Origin of the sequence: Dactylosporangium sp. CA-092794 (assembly GCF_050948465.1) — a bacterium.
Classification (GTDB): domain Bacteria; phylum Actinomycetota; class Actinomycetes; order Mycobacteriales; family Micromonosporaceae; genus Dactylosporangium.
Map to the genome: position 1 here is coordinate 5,917,444 of NZ_CP192044.1, position 17,080 is coordinate 5,934,523.

The window sequence follows — 17,080 nt, forward strand, 5'->3', positions numbered from 1 at the left end:
GTAGAGACCAAGCGCTTGCTTGTTCGCTTAGCATGTCGGCATGGACGACCTGGTACGGCGCGACGACGACGCCGGCGTGGCGACGCTGACCCTCAACCGGCCGGAGAAACACAACGCCCTGACGATCGCGATGTTCGCGCGGCTGCGCGCCCACGTGGCCGACCTCGCCGCGGCGACGGACACCGTCGGCTGCGTGCTGGTCCGGGGCGCCGGCCGCAGCTTCTGCTCCGGCAACGACCTGGCCGCGATCGCCGCCGGCGAGACCGCGCCCGACCCCCACTTCCAGGCCCGGATCATCGAGGAGCTGGCCGAGCTGCCCCAGCCGGTGGTGGCCGCGGTGCACGGCGCCTGCTTCGCCGGCGGGCTCGAGCTGGCGCTGGCCGCCGACCTCATCGTGGCCGCGGAGAGCGCGCGCTTCGCCGACGTGCACGCCCGCTGGGCGATGACCCCGGTGTGGGGGCTGAGCCAGCGGCTGCCGCGCCGGGTCGGCGTCGCCAAGGCGAAGGAGATGATGTTCACCACGGCGGTCTACACCGGCCGCCAGGCCGAGGCGATGGGCCTGTGCACGACCTGCCTCCCCGACGACGAGTTCGACGAGGGGGTGCTCGAGCTGTGCCGGCGGATCGCGGACAACTCCTGGTTCACCCACCGGATGACCAAGCGGCTGCTCACCGAGACCGAGACCGCCCGCCTGCGCGACGGCCTGGCCTACGAGGCCCTGCACAGCGGCGCGCTCGGCCCGGACGCCGCCGACCGCCTGGCCCGCTTCACCAACCGGTGAAGGCGCTGCGGGGCGCGAGCCGCGACCGGGTCACGTTCACCGTCCTCGCGGTGGCCGCGGCCGCGTTCGCGATGCTCCAGTCGTTCGTCATCCCGGTGCTCGCCACGCTGCAGGCCGACCTGCACACCACGCAGAGCGCCGCCACCTGGATCCTCACCGGCTGCCTGCTCTCCGCCGCGGTGCTGACCCCGATCGTGGGCCGCATCGGCGACCTGCTGGGCCGCAAGCGGGTGCTCGTCGCCACGCTCGTCGTGCTGGCCGCCGGCACGCTGCTGGCCGCGCTCGCCAGCGACATCCAGGTCATGATCATCGCCCGGGTCGTGCAGGGCATCGGCGGCGGCGTGCTGCCCCTCGCCTTCGGCATCGTGCGCGACGAGCTCCCGCCCGGCAAGATCGCCGGCGCCGCCGGGGCGATCGCCTCGCTGACCGCGATCGGCGCCGCCCTCGGCGTCGTGCTGACCGGCCCGATCGTCGACACGGTCGGGTTCCGCTGGCTGTTCGGCCTGCCGGTCGTCGTGATCGCGCTGACCGCGGTCGCGGCCGCGCTGTTCGTGCCCGAGTCGCCGCCCAGATCGGGCGGCGGCGGCATCGGCTGGGTGCCCGCGAGCTTCCTGTCGGCCTGGCTGATCGCCCTGCTGCTCGGGGTGAGCTTCGGCCCGGAGCGGGGCTGGCTCTCCGCGCCGATCGTGGGCCTGTTCGCCGCCGCGGTGGCCGGCGGCATCGCCTGGGTGGTCGTCGAGTCCCGCGCCACCCGGCCGCTGGTCGACCTGCGGCTCATGCGGGCCACGATCGTATGGACCACGAACCTGGTCGCGCTGCTCGTCGGCGTCGGCCTCTTCGCCACCTTCGGCTTCCTGCCGCAGCTGGTGCAGACCCCGAGCGCCCTGGGGTACGGCTTCGGCGCCACGGTCGCCCAGTCCGGCCTGCTGGTGCTGCCGTCCTGCGTCACGCAGGTCGCCGTCGGCGTGCTCGCCAGCCGCCTGGACCGCCGCTTCAGCGGCAAGGCCGTGGTGCTCGCCGGCTGCCTGGCCTGCACGGCGTCGATGGTGGTGGTCGCGTTCGCGCACGACCGGCTCTGGCCGCTCTACATCGCCAGCGCTGTGCTCGGCGCGGGCGTGGGCCTGTCGCTGTCCGGGCTGGCCGGGCTCATCGTGTCGGCGGTACCCCCGGAGCAGATCGGGGTGGCCAGCGGGATGAACGCCAACATCCGCCTGATCGGCGGCAGCATCGGCGCCGCGCTGGTGGCGAGCATCGTCGCCTCCAGCGCCGGCCCGACCGGCTTCCCGGCCGAATGGGGCTACACCGCCGGCTTCGCCGTGCTGGCCGCCACCTACCTGCTGGCCGGCGTCGCCGCCCTGCTCATCCCCGTCGCCGCCGAGACTCCCCAGGTTTCTGGGTAGTTGCGCCTCCGGCGCCGCCATACGCTCGATCGCACCACCGCGCTCCCGTACAGGCCCGGCCGGCCGCTGACCGCTCGCCGACGGCCCCGCCGGCGCCGTGCCCTGGAGTCGCATGAGCGTTGAGATCGTGGGATGGAAAGGAACCGTGTGATGGGTGTACCGGATGAGGAAGACCTCGACCTGCGGGGATTCGATTTCATTGTGGTGGGCGCCGGCTCGGCGGGCAGTGTCATCGCCCGGCGCCTGCTGGACAGCACCGACGCGCGAATGCTCGTCCTCGAAGCGGGCGGGGCGCAGGACGACGCGGCGAGCATCGTCAATCCGCCGCAATGGGTCGAGAACCTCGGCTCCCGTTACGACTGGAACTACCAGTACGCGCCCGCCCCGCACACCGGCAATCGCACCATCCCCCTGGCCCGGGGCAAGGTGGTCGGCGGCTCCGGCAGCATCAACGCGCTGGTCTGGGCCCGCGGCAACCGCGCCGACTACGACGGCTGGGCCGCGGCCGGAAATCCGGGCTGGGAATACGAGTCCGTCCTGCCGCTGTTCCAGCAGGCCGAGGACTGGGAGGACGGGGCGAACGAGTACCGCGGCGCCGGCGGCCCGATCCGGGTCGAGCGGGCGAAGGATCTGCACCCCGTCGCCCAGGCACTGATCGACAGCGGCCTGTCCTACGGCATGCCCTACCTCGACGACATGAACGTCCCCGATCCGCTCGGCGTCGGCCCCGTGAGCATGAACGTCCGCGACGGGCAGCGCTGCAGTTCCTGGCGGGGCTACCTCAAGCCGGTCGCGGACCACCCGCGGCTGACCCTGCTCACCGGCGCGCACGTGCACCGGCTGACCTTCGCCGGGAGCCGTTGCACCGGCGTGGAGTTCGAGCGGGCCGGCCGCGGCTACCGGGCCGGTGCGGCGTCCGAGGTGGTCCTGGCGGCCGGCGCCATCGACACACCCCGGCTGCTGCTGCGCTCCGGCGTCGGACCCGCCGGCGACCTGCGGCGGCTCGGCATCGACGTGGTCGGCGACCTGGCCGGCGTCGGGCAGAACCTGCAGGACCATCCGATCCTGGCCGGACTGTGTTTCGAGGCGGAGGAGGCGCTGCCCGCGTTCAACAACAACCTGGAGGGCAGCACGTTCTTCTGGAAGAGCCGCTCCGACCTGCCGGTGGCGGACCTGATGTTCGTCTCGGTCCAGATCCCGTATGTCTCCCCGGAAATCGCGCAGGAGTTTCCGCCGCCGCCGAACTCGTTCGTCATCGCCCCGGGTCTGATGCGCGTCGAGAGCCGCGGCCAGATCCGGCTGCTGGGCGCCGGGGCGGACGCCCCGGTCGAGATCCAGCCGAACTTCCTCGCCGAACGGCAGGACGTCGACGCGCTGCTGGCCGGCATCGAACTGGGGCTCGACATCGCCTCCCAGCCCGCCTACCGCAAGATCATCCGGAACTGGGTCGCGCCGAGCCGGCCGATGACCCGCGACCAGGCCGTGTCGTTCCTGCGGAAGTCCTGCCTGACCTACTTCCACTCGGCCGGCACCTGCGCGATGGGGCCGGGCCCCGAGGCCGTCGTCGACGCCCGGCTGCGGGTGCACGGCGTCGAGGGTCTGCGCGTCGCCGACGCCTCGGTGATGCCGTCCATCACCTCGGCCAACACGTATGCCCCGTCAGTGCTGATCGGCGAGGCGGCGGCCCGGTTCCTCGCGGCCCGGCCGCCGGCCGGCAGCTCCACCTGACGACGGACTCCCGATCATCGCCGATCGTGGGACGCTTGCCAGGTGAACGCCAGCAGAATCAGCCGCGACATCCGGGCTATCGCGAAATACGCCCGTGATTCATCGGGCTTCCGGCACGAAAGCGCCCAGCGCATCGCCGAGGCGCTCGACGCGGACGCTTACTGCTTCGCCGAGACCGATCCGGAGTCGCTGCTGCCGACGACCTACGCGACCGGCGGCATCGACCGGTCCAAGGCGTCGGTGCTCCATCTCAACGAGCACGGACAGCGGGACTTCCTCAAGTTGCGCTCGCTGATGGGCGCGCCGGCCGCGGCCGGCTCGCTGCTGGCCGCGACCGCGGGCGAGATCGAGCGCAGCCAGCGCTACCGGGACCTGTTGCGCCCCCTCGGCCTTGGCGACGAGATCCGGGCCGTCGCGAAGATCGACGGCCGGGCCTGGGGATTCCTCCACCTGTTCCGCCGGCACGGGCGGCCGCGGTTCAGCTGGGACGAGGTCGGCCTGGCCGCCGTCGTGTCGCCCGTGCTCGCGGCGGGCATCCGCGACGCCGTCCTCGGCGCCCCCACCGTTTCGGCCCCCGGCCGGACCCCCGTGCTGATCGTGATCGACGCGGCCAACCGGATCGTCGAGTCCACCGGGGACGCCCTGGCCGTGCTGGACGACCTCCGCGACGCGCACGAGCCCCGGGACACCACGCCCGACATCGCGGTGGCGATGGCGGTCTGCGCCCGGGCCCGCGGCCGCCAGCCGGGCGCGAACGGCCGGGCCGGCGTGCGGATACACACCCGGTCCGGGCGCTGGATGTCGCTGGACGCCGCGGTCACCTCGCAGGCCGGCGACGGCCGGGTCGCCGTGATCATTCAGCCCGCCGCCCCGCGGGCCGACGCCGATGTCTGGCGGGCGCGCTACGGGCTGTCACCCGGCGAGGGCGAGGTCGTCGAGCGGATGCTCGCCGGGCGGTCGACCGCGCAGATCGCCGCCGACCTCGTGATCTCCACCTGGACCGTGCAGGACCGGTTCAACGGCGTCTTCCGCAAGGCCGGAGTGCGCAGCCGGCGCGAGCTCACGGCCCTGCTGCGTCCGCACGACTGACCGGCAAGTACCCAGGTTTCTGCGTGGTCGCGTCAACGGCTCAGTTCCTACCGTATCCGCAGGGTGCCACCGGCATTTCCGCAGACTGGAACGGAGGAGTGATGAGCGTCCCTCATTACGAGCTATTCATCGACGGCCGCTGGGTTGATACCGCGGACCGGTACGAGATCCGCAACCCGGCGAACGGTGAACTCGTCGCCACGGTGGCCAAGGGTGGCCCGGCCGATGTCGACCGGGCGGTGGCCGCGGCCCGGGCCGCCCACGAGTCCGGAGTCTGGCGCACGGTACCGCCGGCCGAGCGGGCCCGCCTGCTGCACACCGTCGCCGACCGGCTCGAACGGCGCCAGGACGAGCTCGCCGCGCTGCAGTCGCGGGAGAACGGCGTGACGATCCGCACGAGTCACGTCCTGCATCTCGGGCTGTCCATCGGCCACCTGCGCTACTTCGCCGACCTCGGGGCCGCGTATCCGTTCGAGGCCGACGGCCCGTCGATGGCCCCGTTCGGCAGCCGCGGCCTGCTGCGCCGGGAGCCGGTGGGCGTCGTCGGCGCGATCGTTCCGTGGAACCTGCCGCTGACCGTGGCCGCGCTCAAGGTCGGTCCGGCGCTGGTCGCGGGCAACACGATGGTCCTCAAGCCCGATGAGCACACGCCGCTGCTCGCGCTGGAACTGGCCCGCGAGTTCGCCGCGGCCGGCCTGCCCGCCGGCGTCTTCAACGTGGTCACCGGCGACGGCGAGCCGACCGGCGCATACCTCAGCGGGCATCCCGACGTGCGCAAGGTGGCCTTCACCGGCTCCACCGAGGTCGGCAAGGCGATCTACGGCCAGGCCGCCGGCAGCGTCCGGCGGGTGACGCTCGAGCTGGGCGGGAAGGGCCCGAACATCCTGCTCCCCGGCGTCGAGGAGTCCCTCGCCGTGGACGGCGCCCTGTTCGCGATCATGGCGAACAACGGGGAAGCCTGCGAGTCGGGCAGCCGGCTGCTCGTGCCCCGCGACCGCCACGACGAGTTCGTCGCCGCCCTGGTCGAGCGGGCCGCGTCGATCCGGCTGGGCGATCCGCTGGACCCGGCCACCGACCTGGGCCCGGTCATCTCCCGGCCGCACCGCGACGCGCTGCTGGACCACCTGGCGGCCGCCCGCGACCAGGGCGCGACGATCGCCCACGGCGGCGGCGTCCCCGCCGGCGCCGAGTTCGAGCAGGGCAGCTGGCTCGAGCCGACCATCGTCACCGGCGCGACCCCCCAGCAGGACATCGCCCGCCGCGAGGTCTTCGGCCCGATCCTCACCGTGCTGTCCTACGACTCCGTCGACGAGGCCGTCGCCATCGCCAACGACACCGACTACGGCCTGTCGGCCGGCGTCTGGGGCGACGAGGACCTCGCCGTGTCCGTCGCCCGCCGCCTCGACGCCGGCATGGTATTCGTCAACAACTGGCACATCACCCCGTCGAACTACGGCTTCGGCGGCATGAAACAGAGCGGCATCGGCCGCGAAGGCGGCCCCCAGTCCCTGGACGCCTACACCGAGCCCAAGTTCATCAGCGTCGACCAGACCGGCTGGCAGCCCAGCCACCAGGCCTTCGGTCTGGTCCTCAGCACCCCCGCGCCCCACTGACCCGCCCCGCCCCGGCCGCCGTCGCCTCGAACCCTTCCAGGGCGACGGCGGGGTCACATCGGGCTCCCGGCGGAGTGGGGCTGCCCGGCGGGGTTCGCCGCGCCGGCCGCGACGTACCTCCCGCCCGGCGTGGCGCGGCGTCAACGTCGACGAGGCCGTCGCAGCCGGCGGCGACAGGTGGCGTGCCGCAACCGCCGGGCGGGCCGAGGACGCGGTGGTGTTGCTTGCCGCCGGCGCGACCATGTCGGTCTCGCTCGTGGGCGAGCCGGTCGCCTGAGGCGCAGCCGCCCCCGGTCGCCTCCGCCATGCCGGGGCGGTGACGATTCGGCTGGAGGTAACCTGGGCCGGATGAGCAGAGCCGACGTTGGGGCCGGGCCGTCGCCTCGGCGCAGGCGCCGCGTGGTGATGGCCGTCCTGGTGGTGCTGCTCGCGGGCGTTGCGGCGGTGGACGCTCGCCTGTTCGTCTGGCCGGACCTGCCGCCGCTGCCGGCGCGGGCCGACGTCATCGTTCAGCTCGGCGGGCCCGGCAACCGGCGTCCGGTGGCGCTGGAGCTGGCCCGGCAGGGCCGGGCACCCCTGGTGGCGATCTCGGTCTCCTACGCCGAGGTGGACACGCAGTGGTGCCACAAGGGCCGGCTGAACGACGTGTCGGTCGTCTGCTTCCACTCCGAGCCGTTCACCACCCGTGGCGAGGCTCGCTCCGTCGCCGAGATGGCCGAGCAGCACGGCTGGCATTCGGTCATTCTCGTGACGACGCCGGACCAGGCATCGCGGGCGATGCTGCGGCTGAGCCGGTGCTACGACGGGAAGATCTTCGTCGCGACCGCGCGGCTGCCCTGGTATCAGTGGCCGACGCAGGTCGTCTATCAGTCGGGCGCCACCGTGAAGGCGTACACGGTCGAGACCTCCTGCTAGGGCAGCACGTCGCCGCCGTCGACGAAGACGGTCTGGCCGGTGATCGCCTTCGACCAGCCGGAGAGGAAGAAGACCGCGGTGTTGGCCACGTCCTCGTCGGTGGCCAGCTCCGGCAGCAGGACCTCGGCCCGGTAGACGTCGGCGACCTCGTCGTAGGAGACGCCGCGGCGCTGCGCCTCGGTGCGGAAGTAGCCGTCGAGCACCGGGCCGAGCTTGAACCCGGGGGAGACGTTGTTGACCCGGATCGCGTCCGGGCCCAGTTCGCCCGCGAGGTGGTAGACGGCCGAGGCGAGCGCGCCTTTGGACATGCCGTAGGCCAGGCGGGGCGCGGTGCGGCCGGGCATGCGGGCCATGGTCGAGCCGATCAGCACGACCGAGCCGCCCCGGCCGCCCTCGCGGATCAGTGGCACGGCCGCCCGGGTCATCTGGATCGTGCCGCGGATGTTGACCGCGGCGGTACGGTCCCAGTCGTCGAGCGCCACGTCCAGTCCGCCGTTGGCGTTGTCGACCGCGGCGACGTTCACCAGGCCGTCGAGCCGCCCGAAGCGGTCGCGGGCGGCCGCCACCGCCGCCGCGCAGTCCTCGGCCGAGGTGATGTCGGCGCGCACCGCCACGCTGCGCTCGCCGCCCGGGTCGACCTCCGCGTGGGTCTGCTCCAGCACGTCGCCCTGCCGGTCGGCCAGCACGACGCCGGCGCCCTCGCGCAGGGCGGCGGCCGCGGTGGCCCGCCCGAGGCCCGGCCCGCTGCCGGAGACCAGGACCACCAGCCCGTCGAGCACTCCCATGTGGGACCTCCCTTGTCAGGAAAAACCAAGCAAGCGCAGGAAACCAAGCAAGCGCAGGAAAACTAAGTCAGTGCCGGAAAACTAAGTCAGTGCAGCAAACCAAGCAAGCGCTTGACAGGCTAGCACGGATTGTTTAGCGTCCGACCATGGACGTTGGGGTCGTGTTGAACCTGACCGATCGGACGCCGCCGATCACCGCCTGCGTGCCCGCCCTGGAGGAGCGCGGCTTCGAGTCGGTGTGGCTCGGCGAGCACACCCACCTGCCGGTCGACAGCGTGTTCCGGTACTCCACCGGGAAGTACTCCGTCGGGCAGAAGGCCCGAGACGGCTACGTGCCGGACTTCTACAAGCGCATGCCCGATCCGTACGTGAGCCTCGCCGCGGCCGCCGCCATGACGTCGCGGATCCGGCTCGGCACGTGCATCGCGCTGCCCGCCGAGCACAGCCCGATCGCGCTGGCCAAGACCATCGCCACCCTCGACGCGCTCAGCGGCGGGCGGTTCCTCTTCGGCATCGGCTACGGCTGGAACGCCCTGGAGATGCGCAACAACGGCTTCGAGTACGCCGACCGCCGGGCCGTGCTGCGCGAGAAGATCGCCGCGATGAAGGCGCTGTGGACGCAGGAGACCGCCGGGTTCGACGGCGAGTTCGTCCGGTTCACCGAGAGCTGGTCGTTCCCCAAGCCGGCCCACCTGCCGCACCCGCCCGTGCTGCTCGGCGCCGCCGCCACCGCGGCCACCTTCGACGACGTGGTCGGCTTCGCCGACGGCTGGATCCCGGTCCGCGCCTTCCTCGGCGACTCGCTCGGCGGCAAGATCGCCGAGCTGCGCCGGACCGCCGAGGCGGCCGGCCGCGACCCGGACACCATCGCGATCAGCCTGGTCGACTCCGAGGGCGCGATGGGCGGCAAGAAGTCGCGGGAGGAGTTCGCCGCCCGCCTGCCCGGCAAGGACGCCCTGCAGCGCTACGCGGAGCTGGGCGTGGGCCGGGTCATCCTCGGCGCGCCCACCACCGACCTCGACTTCTACCTGTGGGCGGTCGACCGGCTGGCCGAGCTACGGGACAGCCTCGCGTGAGCTCCTTCTGGGCCGAGGTGGCGCTCCGGGCGGCGCTGACGCCCGACGCCGACTGCCTCGTGGACGACGACCGCCGGCTCACCTTCGGCGCCCTCGCCGCCGACGCGGAGGCCCTCGCGGCCGGGCTGCACGCCGACGGCGTCACCGCCGGCACGGTCGTCGCCTGGCAGCTGCCGACCACCTTCGAGACCGTGGTGCTCAGCTGCGCGCTGGCCCGCCTCGGCGCGGTCCAGGTGCCGATCATCCCGATCTACCGGGAGCGCGAGGTGTCCGCGATCCTCGCCCAGACGTGCCCGGCGCGCCTCGTCGTGCCGGGGGAGTGGCGCGGCCGGGACTACCTCGCCGAGGGGCGGGCGCTGGGCGCCGCCACCGTGCTGCTGTCCGGCCTGCCCCGGGCCGACCCGGCCGGCCTGCCGCCGGTCGAGCCGGGCGGCGTGCGCTGGATCTACTACACGTCCGGTACCACCGGGCTCCAGAAGGGCGCCAGGCACACCGACGCCGGCATCGTCACCGCCGCGCGGAACCTCGCCGACTGCCTCGGGCTGCGCCCGGACGACGTCGGCACGCTGCTGTTCCCCTACGCCCACGTGGGCGGGGGCTTCCTGTTCCTCGCGGCCGTCCTGGCCGGCCACAAGCTCGTCTGCGCACCGCGGTTCGGCCCGCCGACGGTCGAGCTGCTGCGCCGGGAGGGCGTGACCCACGCCGGCAACGGGCTCGCCTTCCACCAGACGTACCTGGAGGCGCAGCGACGCCGGCCCGGCCAGCCGCTGTTCCCCCGGGTGCGGGCCTTCACCCACGGCGGCGACCCGCGCCGCTTCACCACGCACGAGGCGCTGCGCCGGGAGATCGGCGGCGTGGGCGTGCTGTCCGGCTACGGCATGACCGAGTTCCCGATGATCGCCGAGGGCCGCGTCGACGACCCGCCGGAGAAGCTCGCCACCCGCATCGGCCGCGCCTGCGCCGGGGTGGAGATCCGGATCCTGCGCGACGACGGCACGCCCTGCGCGCCCGGCGAGGAGGGCGAGATTCGCGCCCGCGGGGAGTCGCTCTGCCAGGGGTACGTCGACGACCGCCTGGACTTCGTCGACGCCGACGGCTTCTTCCCGACCGGCGACCTCGGCTTCCTCGACGAGGACGGCTACCTCGAGGTCACCGGCCGGCTCAAGGACATCATCGTGCGCAAGGGCGAGAAGATCGGCGCGGCCGAGGTCGAGCGGCTGCTGCGCGAGCACCCCGAGGTGGCCGACGCGACCGTGGTCGGGCTGCCCGATCCGGTGCTGGGTGAGCTGTGCTGCGCCGTCGTCGTGCCCCGCGATCCCGGGTGCGCGCCCGACCTCGCCGGGCTGACCGAGTTCCTGCGCGGGCGCGGGCTCATGCCGCACAAGCTGCCCGAGCGGCTGGAGCTGCGCCCGAGCCTGGCCCGGGACGTCTTCACCAAGGTGAACAAGCCCCGGCTGCGGGCCGAGCTGACCGGCTCGGGCGGATGAGCGACGTCGAGGCGGAGTTCGCGATCCGGCGCGTGCTGATGCGCTACTGCCGGGCGATCGACCGCATGGACGAGCCGCTGCTGCGCTCCTGCTACCACCCGGACGCGACCGAGGACCACGCCGGCTTCCGCGGCGGCGTCGACGACTACGTGACGTGGGTGTGGGCGCTGCTCGGCAAGTTCACGATGACCATGCACGTGGTCGCCAACGTGCTGGTCGAGCCCGACGGCCCGGACGCGGCCCGGGCGGAGTCCTACGGCGTGGCCTACCACCGCGACGAGCGCAGCCCGGACAACCCGCGGCGCAACTACTCCAGCGGCTTTCGCTACCTCGACCGCTTCGAGCGCCGCGACGGCGACTGGCGGATCGCGTCCCGCCTCGTCGCGGTCGAGTGGAGCCGGGTCGAGGGCGGCTTCATCGACCTGCCGCCCGGTATCACCCGCGGCGCCCGGGGCGGCGCCGACCCGCTCTACGAGCGCCGCGGGTGATGGCTCACCGCATACCGTTCGGCAGGCGCATCAGCTCGATCCGGGTGCCGTCGGGGTCGGCGACGAACAGGATCTCCACCTCGTTGGGCGTCAGGCTGTGCGAGTGCGTGCCGGGCACGATGGTGCCGCCGTGCTGTTCCAGCCAGGCGCCGGCGGCGGCGATGTCGTCGACCACGAACGACAGGTGGGTCAGGCCGAGCTGGTAGCGGCGGGCCGACGGCTCGCCGATCGGCTGCGGCGAGAACCAGTAGAGCAGCTCGACCAGCAGCGCGTCGCGCTTGATGAACTGCGAGATCAGGTGCACGTCGCCGCTGGTCTCGGAGATCGGGCGGTCGATGTCGTACTTCGGGCCGACCTCGAAGCCCAGCCCGTCGACGTAGAACCGCAGGGCCTTGTCCAGGTCGGTGACGCACAGCCCGGTGTGCGACACGGAAAATACCGGGGCGCTCATGCCGGGTCCTCCACCAGCGTGATGGCCCGCTTGGGGCAGGAGCGGGCGGCCTCCTCGACCGCCCCGCACAGCGCCAGCGGCGGCTTCGGCTGGAGCACCGCGAGCTGGTCGTCGTCGTCGAGTTCGAAGACCTCGGGCGCGGCGGCCGCGCACAGCGCGTTGCTCTCGCAGCTGTCGTAGTCGACCTCGATCCGCATCATGCCGCCGCCCACTCGATCCGCACCGGCAGGGACTCGGGGCCGCCGCCGATCCACCAGACCGTCGAGCCCTCCAGCTCCTGGCCCTCCGGGATGTGCACCGAGACGGCCTTGTCCAGCAGCACCTCGACCGCGATGCGGGCCTCCATGCGGGCCAGGGTCGCGCCCGGGCACACGTGCGGGCCGCCGCCGAAGGCCAGGTGGCCCTTGGGGTCGGGCCGGTCCAGGCGCAGCTCGTGGGGGTCGGCGAAGCGGCCCGCGTCGCGGTTGGCCGACTCCAGGCCGAAGTCGACCTTCGCGCCCGGCTCGATCTCGTGGCCCTGCCACACGGCGCCGGCGGTGCACTCGCGGAAGAGGATCCGCACCGGCGGGTCGAGCCGCAGGCACTCCTCGACCAGCGCCGGCACCAGCGAGTGGTCGGCGCGCAGGCGGGCGTAGAGGTCCGGGTCGGCGGCCAGCCGGTGCATGAGGCTGCTGAACAGGTGCCGGGTGGTCGCGTTGCCGGCGATGAACAGGAACAGCAGCTGCGTGCGGGCCTCGATGTCGGTGAGCCGGCGCCCCTCGACGTCGCGGCCGAGCATCCGGGTGACGAAGTCGTCGCGCGGGTTGGCCCGCCGGTCGGCGATGATGGCGTCGATGTAGGCGCAGAACTCCGGGTGCGCGCCCTCGAAGCCCTCGCCGCGGTCGTTGCGGTTCTGCGTCGGGTAGGTGCCCTCCAGAACCTCGTCGGACCACTTCGCCCAGAGCGGGTAGTCGGCCGGGGGAGCGCCCAGCAGGTGCGCGATCACGTTGTTCGGGACCGGGGAGACGTACGCCGGGTAGAGGTCGACCACCCCGTCCTGCGCCCGCAGGGTGTCGAGCAGGTCGACGCACAGGTCGCGGCAGAGCGGCTCGATCGTGCGCAGCCGGTGCGAGGCGATCGCGGAGTTGACGATCCGCCGCACCGGGCCGTGCCGCGGCTCGGGGATCTCGGAGAGCAGCTGCTCCTCGTCGGGCACCTCGACGCCCGGCTCGCGCATGGTGCCGCGGAACAGGTGCACGTCGTTGGTGGCGGCGAGGACCGCGTCGTAGGACGCGAGGAACCAGCGGCCGTCGGCGGTGTGCATCACCGGGCAGCGGGCCCGGAGGTCTTCCATGTCGGGGGAGGTGGGTTCGGCGACGAGCGGATCGAAGGCCATGATTTCGCCTCTGGGGTGCTTGGCGGTGTCCGGTTACACAACCCGGATCGGGGGACAAAGGGCGCAGGTCACGGATGCCCGCCGTGGACCTGCAGGACGGCGCCGGTGGTGAAGCTCGACGCGTCGCTGGCGAGGTACAGGATGGTGCCCATGATCTCGTCGGGCTGGGCGCCGCGGCGCAGGGCGTAGCTCTGGGCGTTGCGGGCGAACTCGTCCGGGTCCCAGTGCTTGGAGATGTCGGTCAGGAAGGCGCCCGGCATGATGCAGTTGACCCGCACCTTCGGGCCGAACTCGTGCGCGAACTGCAGGGCGAGCGCGTTGACGCCCGCCTTCGCCGCCGCGTAGGGGATCGCGCCGTGCCCGGCGCGGATCGACGAGACGCTGCTGACGAAGACGATCGAGCCGCCGTCCCCGGCGGCCATCCGCGCCCCGACGAGCGCAGTCAGCCGGAACGGTCCCTTGAGGTTGACCGCGAACACCTTGTCGTAGAGCTCCTCGGAGACCTCCTCGATGCGGTCGTACACCGGGGACATGCCGGCGTTGTTGACCAGCACGTCGACCTTGCCGAACGTCTCGTAGGCGGCGTCGGCCAGCGCGGTCACCTCGTCCCAGTGCCCGATATGGCAGGCGTAGGGGACCGCCTTGCGCCCGGTCGCCGCGGTGATCTCGGCGGCGACCTCCTCGCAGCCGGCCCGGCGCCGGCTGACCACCATCACGTCGGCGCCGGCCTCGGCGAGTGCGAGGCACATCGAGCGGCCCATGCCCCGGCTGCCACCGACGACGACCGCGGCCTTGCCGGTGAGATCGAACAGGGCGCTCATCGATAGGGCCTCAGCAGCATCTTCGCGACGTTCTGGATATGGGTCTCGTCGGGGCCGTCGTAGATGCGGGCGAAGCGGGCCTGGCGGTACATCCGCTCCAGAGGCAGGTCGGCGGTGAGGCCGATGCTGCCGTACACCTGGATCGCCCGATCGATCGTGTTGTGCACCATCGCGGCGCCGAGCACCTTGGCGATGCCGACCTCGGTGCGCGGCTGCTCGCCGGCGTCGAGCCGGCGGGCCGCCTCCAGCACCAGCAGCCGGACCGTCTGGATCTCGGCGGCGGAGTCGAAGACCATCTTCTGGATCAGCTGCTTGTCGGCGAGCGGCGAGCCGAACGCGACCCGGGACACCGCCCGCTCGCAGAGCAGGTCGAAGGCCCGCTGGGCCTGGCCGAGGAAGCGCATCACGTGGAAGATCCGGCCGGGCAGCAGCCGCTGCTGGGCGATGCCGAAGGCGCCGCCGCGCGGGCCGAGCAGGTTGGCCGCCGGCACCCGCACGTCGTTGTAGCGCACCTCGCAGTGGTCGCCGTCGGTCTCGCCCATCACCGGGATCGTGCGGACGATGTCGTAGCCGGGCGTCTCCGTCGGCACGATGATCATCGAGAACGCGTCGTGCGGCCGGGCGTCGGGCTCGGTGCGGGCCATGACGACCGTGTAGCGGGCCGAGTGCGCGTGGGTGGTGAACCACTTGTGCCCATTGATGACCCACTCGTCGCCGTCGAGCACGGCCGAGGTCTGCAGCTGGGTCGGGTCGGAGCTGGCGACGTCGCGCTCGGTCATGCCGAAGCTCGGCCCCGGGATCTCGCCGTCGGCCATCGGCTGCAGGTACTTCTGCCGCCACTCCTCGCTCGCGTAGCGGTCGAGCATGAGGCAGTCGTGCAGGGTGTGGGTGCCGAAGACGTAGATGGCGTACTCGGACATGCCGACGACCTCGTTGACGTAGAGGTAGTCGAGGTAGGGCAGCCCGCCGCCGCCCATCGAGGTGGGGTGGCCCAGCGCCCACAGGCCGGCCTCCTTCGCCTCCTCCTGCAGCCGGCGCAGCGCGGCGCCGCCCTCGGGGTCGAGCTTGCCCCGCTCGAGGGTCTTCTCGACCGGGTAGACGCGCTCGGTGAGGAACGCGAGCATGCGCTCCCGCAGCGGACGGATGTGCTCCGGGACGGGGAGGTCCATACGCGGTACTCCTCAGCGGTTCAGCAGGGTCAGGGCGTCGGCGATGGAGCGGGCCACGGCGGGCTCGGCGGCCACCAGCGTGGGGTCGGGGTCGGGCCGGCGGGCGTTGTGCTTGACGATCAGGGCGGTCACCGCGGCCTGTTTGAACCTGGCGAGGGCGTCGAACCAGGCGAGGTCGGCGACCGGGTCGCCGTAGGCGGCCAGCACCGCGTCGGCGTCGGGCAGCCCGGGGACCGCGCGGGCCGCGGTGGGCAGCCGGTCGGGGTGGGTGAACGTGCGGGTCCAGGCCAGGTCGACCCGGGGGTCGCCGACCGACCAGATCTCCCAGTCGATGACCGCCGCCACCTCGGCGTCCCGGCAGAGCATGTTGCCCAGCCGGAAGTCGCCGTGCAGCACGCTCGGGCGCATCGGCGCCGGGAGGCGCTCCAGCAGCGCGTCGCGGCACTCCCCGGCCCGCGGGCGCATCGCCTCCGGCACGCTGTCCAGGGCCCGGGCCCAGCGGTACACCTCGGCGGGCAGGTCGACGTCGGCCGGCTCGGCCGGCGCGAGCGCCTCGACGGGCGCGCGGTGCAACTCGGCCAGCAGCCGGGCCGCGGTCAGGAACCGGGCGGCGAGCAGCGGGGTCGGCGGCAGCGCCGGCACCCGGTCGAGGATCGGCTCGACCGACTCGCCCTCCACGAACGACATGCCGAAGAACGGCGGCGCGTCCAGCCCGTCGGCCTCGACCTCGAACAGCACCTCGGGCACCGGCACGGCGGTGGCCGCCGCCAGCCGGCGCAGCAGCCGGCTCTGGCGCAGCACGTCGCGGTTGCGCACCGGCTCGAGCCCGGGCGGCGCCACCTTGAGGATGAACCGGTCGTCGGCGGTGTGCGCGACGAACGTCAGGCTCGACGCCCCGCCGGGCAGCGGCTCCAGCCGCTCGACGCCACCGCCGGGCACCCGCTCGGCGAGCGGGGCCAGCTGTGCTTCGGTCAGCAGCACGGGTCGCTCACCAGCCCGGGGGTGCCAGCTCCGGCGTGCCGGAGCCGCGCTTGGCGAACAGCGCGCCCTTGGCCTCGGCGAGCCCCGCGAGGGTCCACGGCCGCTCGCCGCCGTCGACGGCGCCCTCGACGTGGTAGCCGCCCAGCACCATGATCTCGGTCGCGTTGATGATGAAGATCTGCCCGTTGACGTCGGCCGCGCCGTCGGTGGCGAGCCAGGCGACGACCGGCGCGACGTGCTCGGGAGCGAGCCGGTCGAAGCCCTCGGCGGGGGCCTCGCCGAAGCCGATGCCCTCGGTGAGCCGGGTGCGGGCCCGGGGCGTGATCGCGTTGACCGTGACCCCGTAGCGCGAAAGCTCGCGGGCGAGCACCAGGGTCATCGACGCGATGCCGGCCTTGGCGGCGGCGTAGTTGGCCTGGCCGGGGTTGCCGAACAGGCCCGAGTCGCTGGTCGTGTTGATGATCCGGCCGCTGGTCGGCCGGCCGGCCTTGGACCGCGACCGCCAGTAGGCGGCGGCGAAGTGCGAGGGGGCGAAGTGGCCCTTGAGGTGCACGTTGATCACGGCGTCCCAGGCGGCCTCGGTCATCGTGAAGCTCATCGCGTCGCGCAGGATGCCGGCGTTGTTCACCAGGACGTGCAGGTCGCCGTGCTCGGCGACGGCCTGGTCGATCAGCGCCTGCGCGCCGGTCCAGCTGCTCACGTCGTCGTAGTTGGCGCTGGCCCGGCCGCCCGCGGCCACGATCTCGTCGACGACCAGTTGGGCCGGGCGCTGGTCGGCGCCCTCGCCGTGGAAGTCGCCGCCGAGGTCGTTGACCACCACGGCCGCGCCCTCCCGGGCCAGTCGCAGCGCCTCCTCGCGCCCGATGCCGCGACCGGCGCCGGTCACGATTGCCACTTTGCCGTCCAACTCGCCCAAGGCGG

17 protein-coding genes are annotated in these 17,080 nt (G+C 73.0%); 9 read left to right on the top strand and 8 right to left on the bottom strand.

All coding sequences use genetic code 11. From position 1 onward, the window contains the following. Positions 1-40 precede the first annotated feature (40 nt). From ACQPXD_RS25020 to ACQPXD_RS25045, 6 genes are all read left to right on the top strand, one after another. Positions 41-781: an enoyl-CoA hydratase/isomerase family protein gene (locus ACQPXD_RS25020; RefSeq protein WP_432842544.1), complete on the top strand. Its 741-nt coding sequence runs from the start codon at positions 41-43 to the stop codon at positions 779-781. Next, positions 778-2,181: an MFS transporter gene (locus tag ACQPXD_RS25025; RefSeq protein WP_432842546.1), complete on the top strand. Its 1,404-nt coding sequence runs from the start codon at positions 778-780 to the stop codon at positions 2,179-2,181. The genes ACQPXD_RS25020 and ACQPXD_RS25025 overlap by 4 nt, the downstream gene beginning before the upstream one ends. 150 nt (positions 2,182-2,331) lie before the next feature. After that, positions 2,332-3,909: a GMC family oxidoreductase gene (locus ACQPXD_RS25030; protein WP_432842548.1), complete on the top strand. Its 1,578-nt coding sequence runs from the start codon at positions 2,332-2,334 to the stop codon at positions 3,907-3,909. 42 nt (positions 3,910-3,951) lie between these two features. Further along, positions 3,952-4,998 carry a helix-turn-helix transcriptional regulator gene (locus ACQPXD_RS25035; RefSeq protein WP_432842550.1) on the top strand — a complete coding sequence of 349 codons (1,047 nt, stop codon included), beginning with the start codon at positions 3,952-3,954 and terminating at the stop codon, positions 4,996-4,998. 101 nt (positions 4,999-5,099) lie between these two features. Beyond that, on the top strand, positions 5,100-6,611 hold the full coding sequence (locus ACQPXD_RS25040) for an aldehyde dehydrogenase family protein (RefSeq protein WP_432842552.1): 1,512 nt from the start codon (positions 5,100-5,102) through the stop codon (positions 6,609-6,611). A 348-nt stretch (positions 6,612-6,959) separates the two neighbouring features. Continuing rightward, positions 6,960-7,526 (top strand): YdcF family protein, encoded by a 567-nt coding sequence (locus tag ACQPXD_RS25045; RefSeq protein WP_432842554.1) that lies wholly within the window; start codon positions 6,960-6,962, stop codon positions 7,524-7,526. On the opposite strand, the gene ACQPXD_RS25050 is transcribed toward ACQPXD_RS25045, so the two are convergent. After that, a complete protein-coding gene (locus ACQPXD_RS25050; protein WP_432842556.1) occupies positions 7,523-8,311 on the bottom strand; it encodes an SDR family oxidoreductase in 789 nt (262 codons plus the stop codon). The two genes, ACQPXD_RS25045 and ACQPXD_RS25050, sit on opposite strands and share 4 nt — an antisense overlap. 146 nt (positions 8,312-8,457) lie before the next feature. Here ACQPXD_RS25050 and ACQPXD_RS25055 point away from each other — a divergent pair, with 146 nt between their 5' ends. The 3 genes from ACQPXD_RS25055 to ACQPXD_RS25065 are packed head-to-tail and all read left to right on the top strand — an operon-like array spanning position 8,458 to position 11,362. After that, complete coding sequence (locus ACQPXD_RS25055; RefSeq protein WP_432842558.1) at positions 8,458-9,387, top strand: TIGR03619 family F420-dependent LLM class oxidoreductase; 930 nt, start codon at positions 8,458-8,460, stop codon at positions 9,385-9,387. Beyond that, positions 9,384-10,874, top strand: coding sequence for a class I adenylate-forming enzyme family protein (locus tag ACQPXD_RS25060; RefSeq protein ID WP_432842560.1), 1,491 nt, complete (start codon positions 9,384-9,386; stop codon positions 10,872-10,874). The genes ACQPXD_RS25055 and ACQPXD_RS25060 overlap by 4 nt, the downstream gene beginning before the upstream one ends. After that, positions 10,871-11,362, top strand: coding sequence for a nuclear transport factor 2 family protein (locus ACQPXD_RS25065; RefSeq protein WP_432842562.1), 492 nt, complete (start codon positions 10,871-10,873; stop codon positions 11,360-11,362). Before ACQPXD_RS25060 ends, ACQPXD_RS25065 begins: the two co-directional genes overlap by 4 nt. A 4-nt stretch (positions 11,363-11,366) precedes the next feature. On the opposite strand, the gene ACQPXD_RS25070 is transcribed toward ACQPXD_RS25065, so the two are convergent. From ACQPXD_RS25070 to ACQPXD_RS25100, 7 genes are all read right to left on the bottom strand, one after another. Next, positions 11,367-11,813: a VOC family protein gene (locus ACQPXD_RS25070; RefSeq protein ID WP_432842564.1), complete on the bottom strand. Its 447-nt coding sequence runs from the start codon at positions 11,811-11,813 to the stop codon at positions 11,367-11,369. Next, positions 11,810-12,013: a ferredoxin gene (locus tag ACQPXD_RS25075; RefSeq protein WP_432842566.1), complete on the bottom strand. Its 204-nt coding sequence runs from the start codon at positions 12,011-12,013 to the stop codon at positions 11,810-11,812. Before ACQPXD_RS25075 ends, ACQPXD_RS25070 begins: the two co-directional genes overlap by 4 nt. Continuing rightward, a complete protein-coding gene (locus tag ACQPXD_RS25080; protein ID WP_432842568.1) occupies positions 12,010-13,188 on the bottom strand; it encodes a cytochrome P450 in 1,179 nt (392 codons plus the stop codon). Before ACQPXD_RS25080 ends, ACQPXD_RS25075 begins: the two co-directional genes overlap by 4 nt. 68 nt (positions 13,189-13,256) lie before the next feature. Further along, positions 13,257-14,009, bottom strand: coding sequence for an SDR family NAD(P)-dependent oxidoreductase (locus tag ACQPXD_RS25085; protein WP_432842570.1), 753 nt, complete (start codon positions 14,007-14,009; stop codon positions 13,257-13,259). Then, a complete protein-coding gene (locus tag ACQPXD_RS25090) occupies positions 14,006-15,178 on the bottom strand; it encodes an acyl-CoA dehydrogenase family protein (RefSeq protein ID WP_432842572.1) in 1,173 nt (390 codons plus the stop codon). The genes ACQPXD_RS25085 and ACQPXD_RS25090 overlap by 4 nt, the downstream gene beginning before the upstream one ends. A 12-nt stretch (positions 15,179-15,190) precedes the next feature. Then, entirely contained in the window at positions 15,191-16,159 is a 969-nt protein-coding gene (locus ACQPXD_RS25095) for a phosphotransferase family protein (RefSeq protein ID WP_432842574.1), read from the bottom strand. 7 nt (positions 16,160-16,166) lie between these two features. Next, positions 16,167-17,045 (bottom strand): SDR family NAD(P)-dependent oxidoreductase, encoded by an 879-nt coding sequence (locus ACQPXD_RS25100; protein WP_432842576.1) that lies wholly within the window; start codon positions 17,043-17,045, stop codon positions 16,167-16,169. Positions 17,046-17,080: the final 35 nt, after the last annotated feature.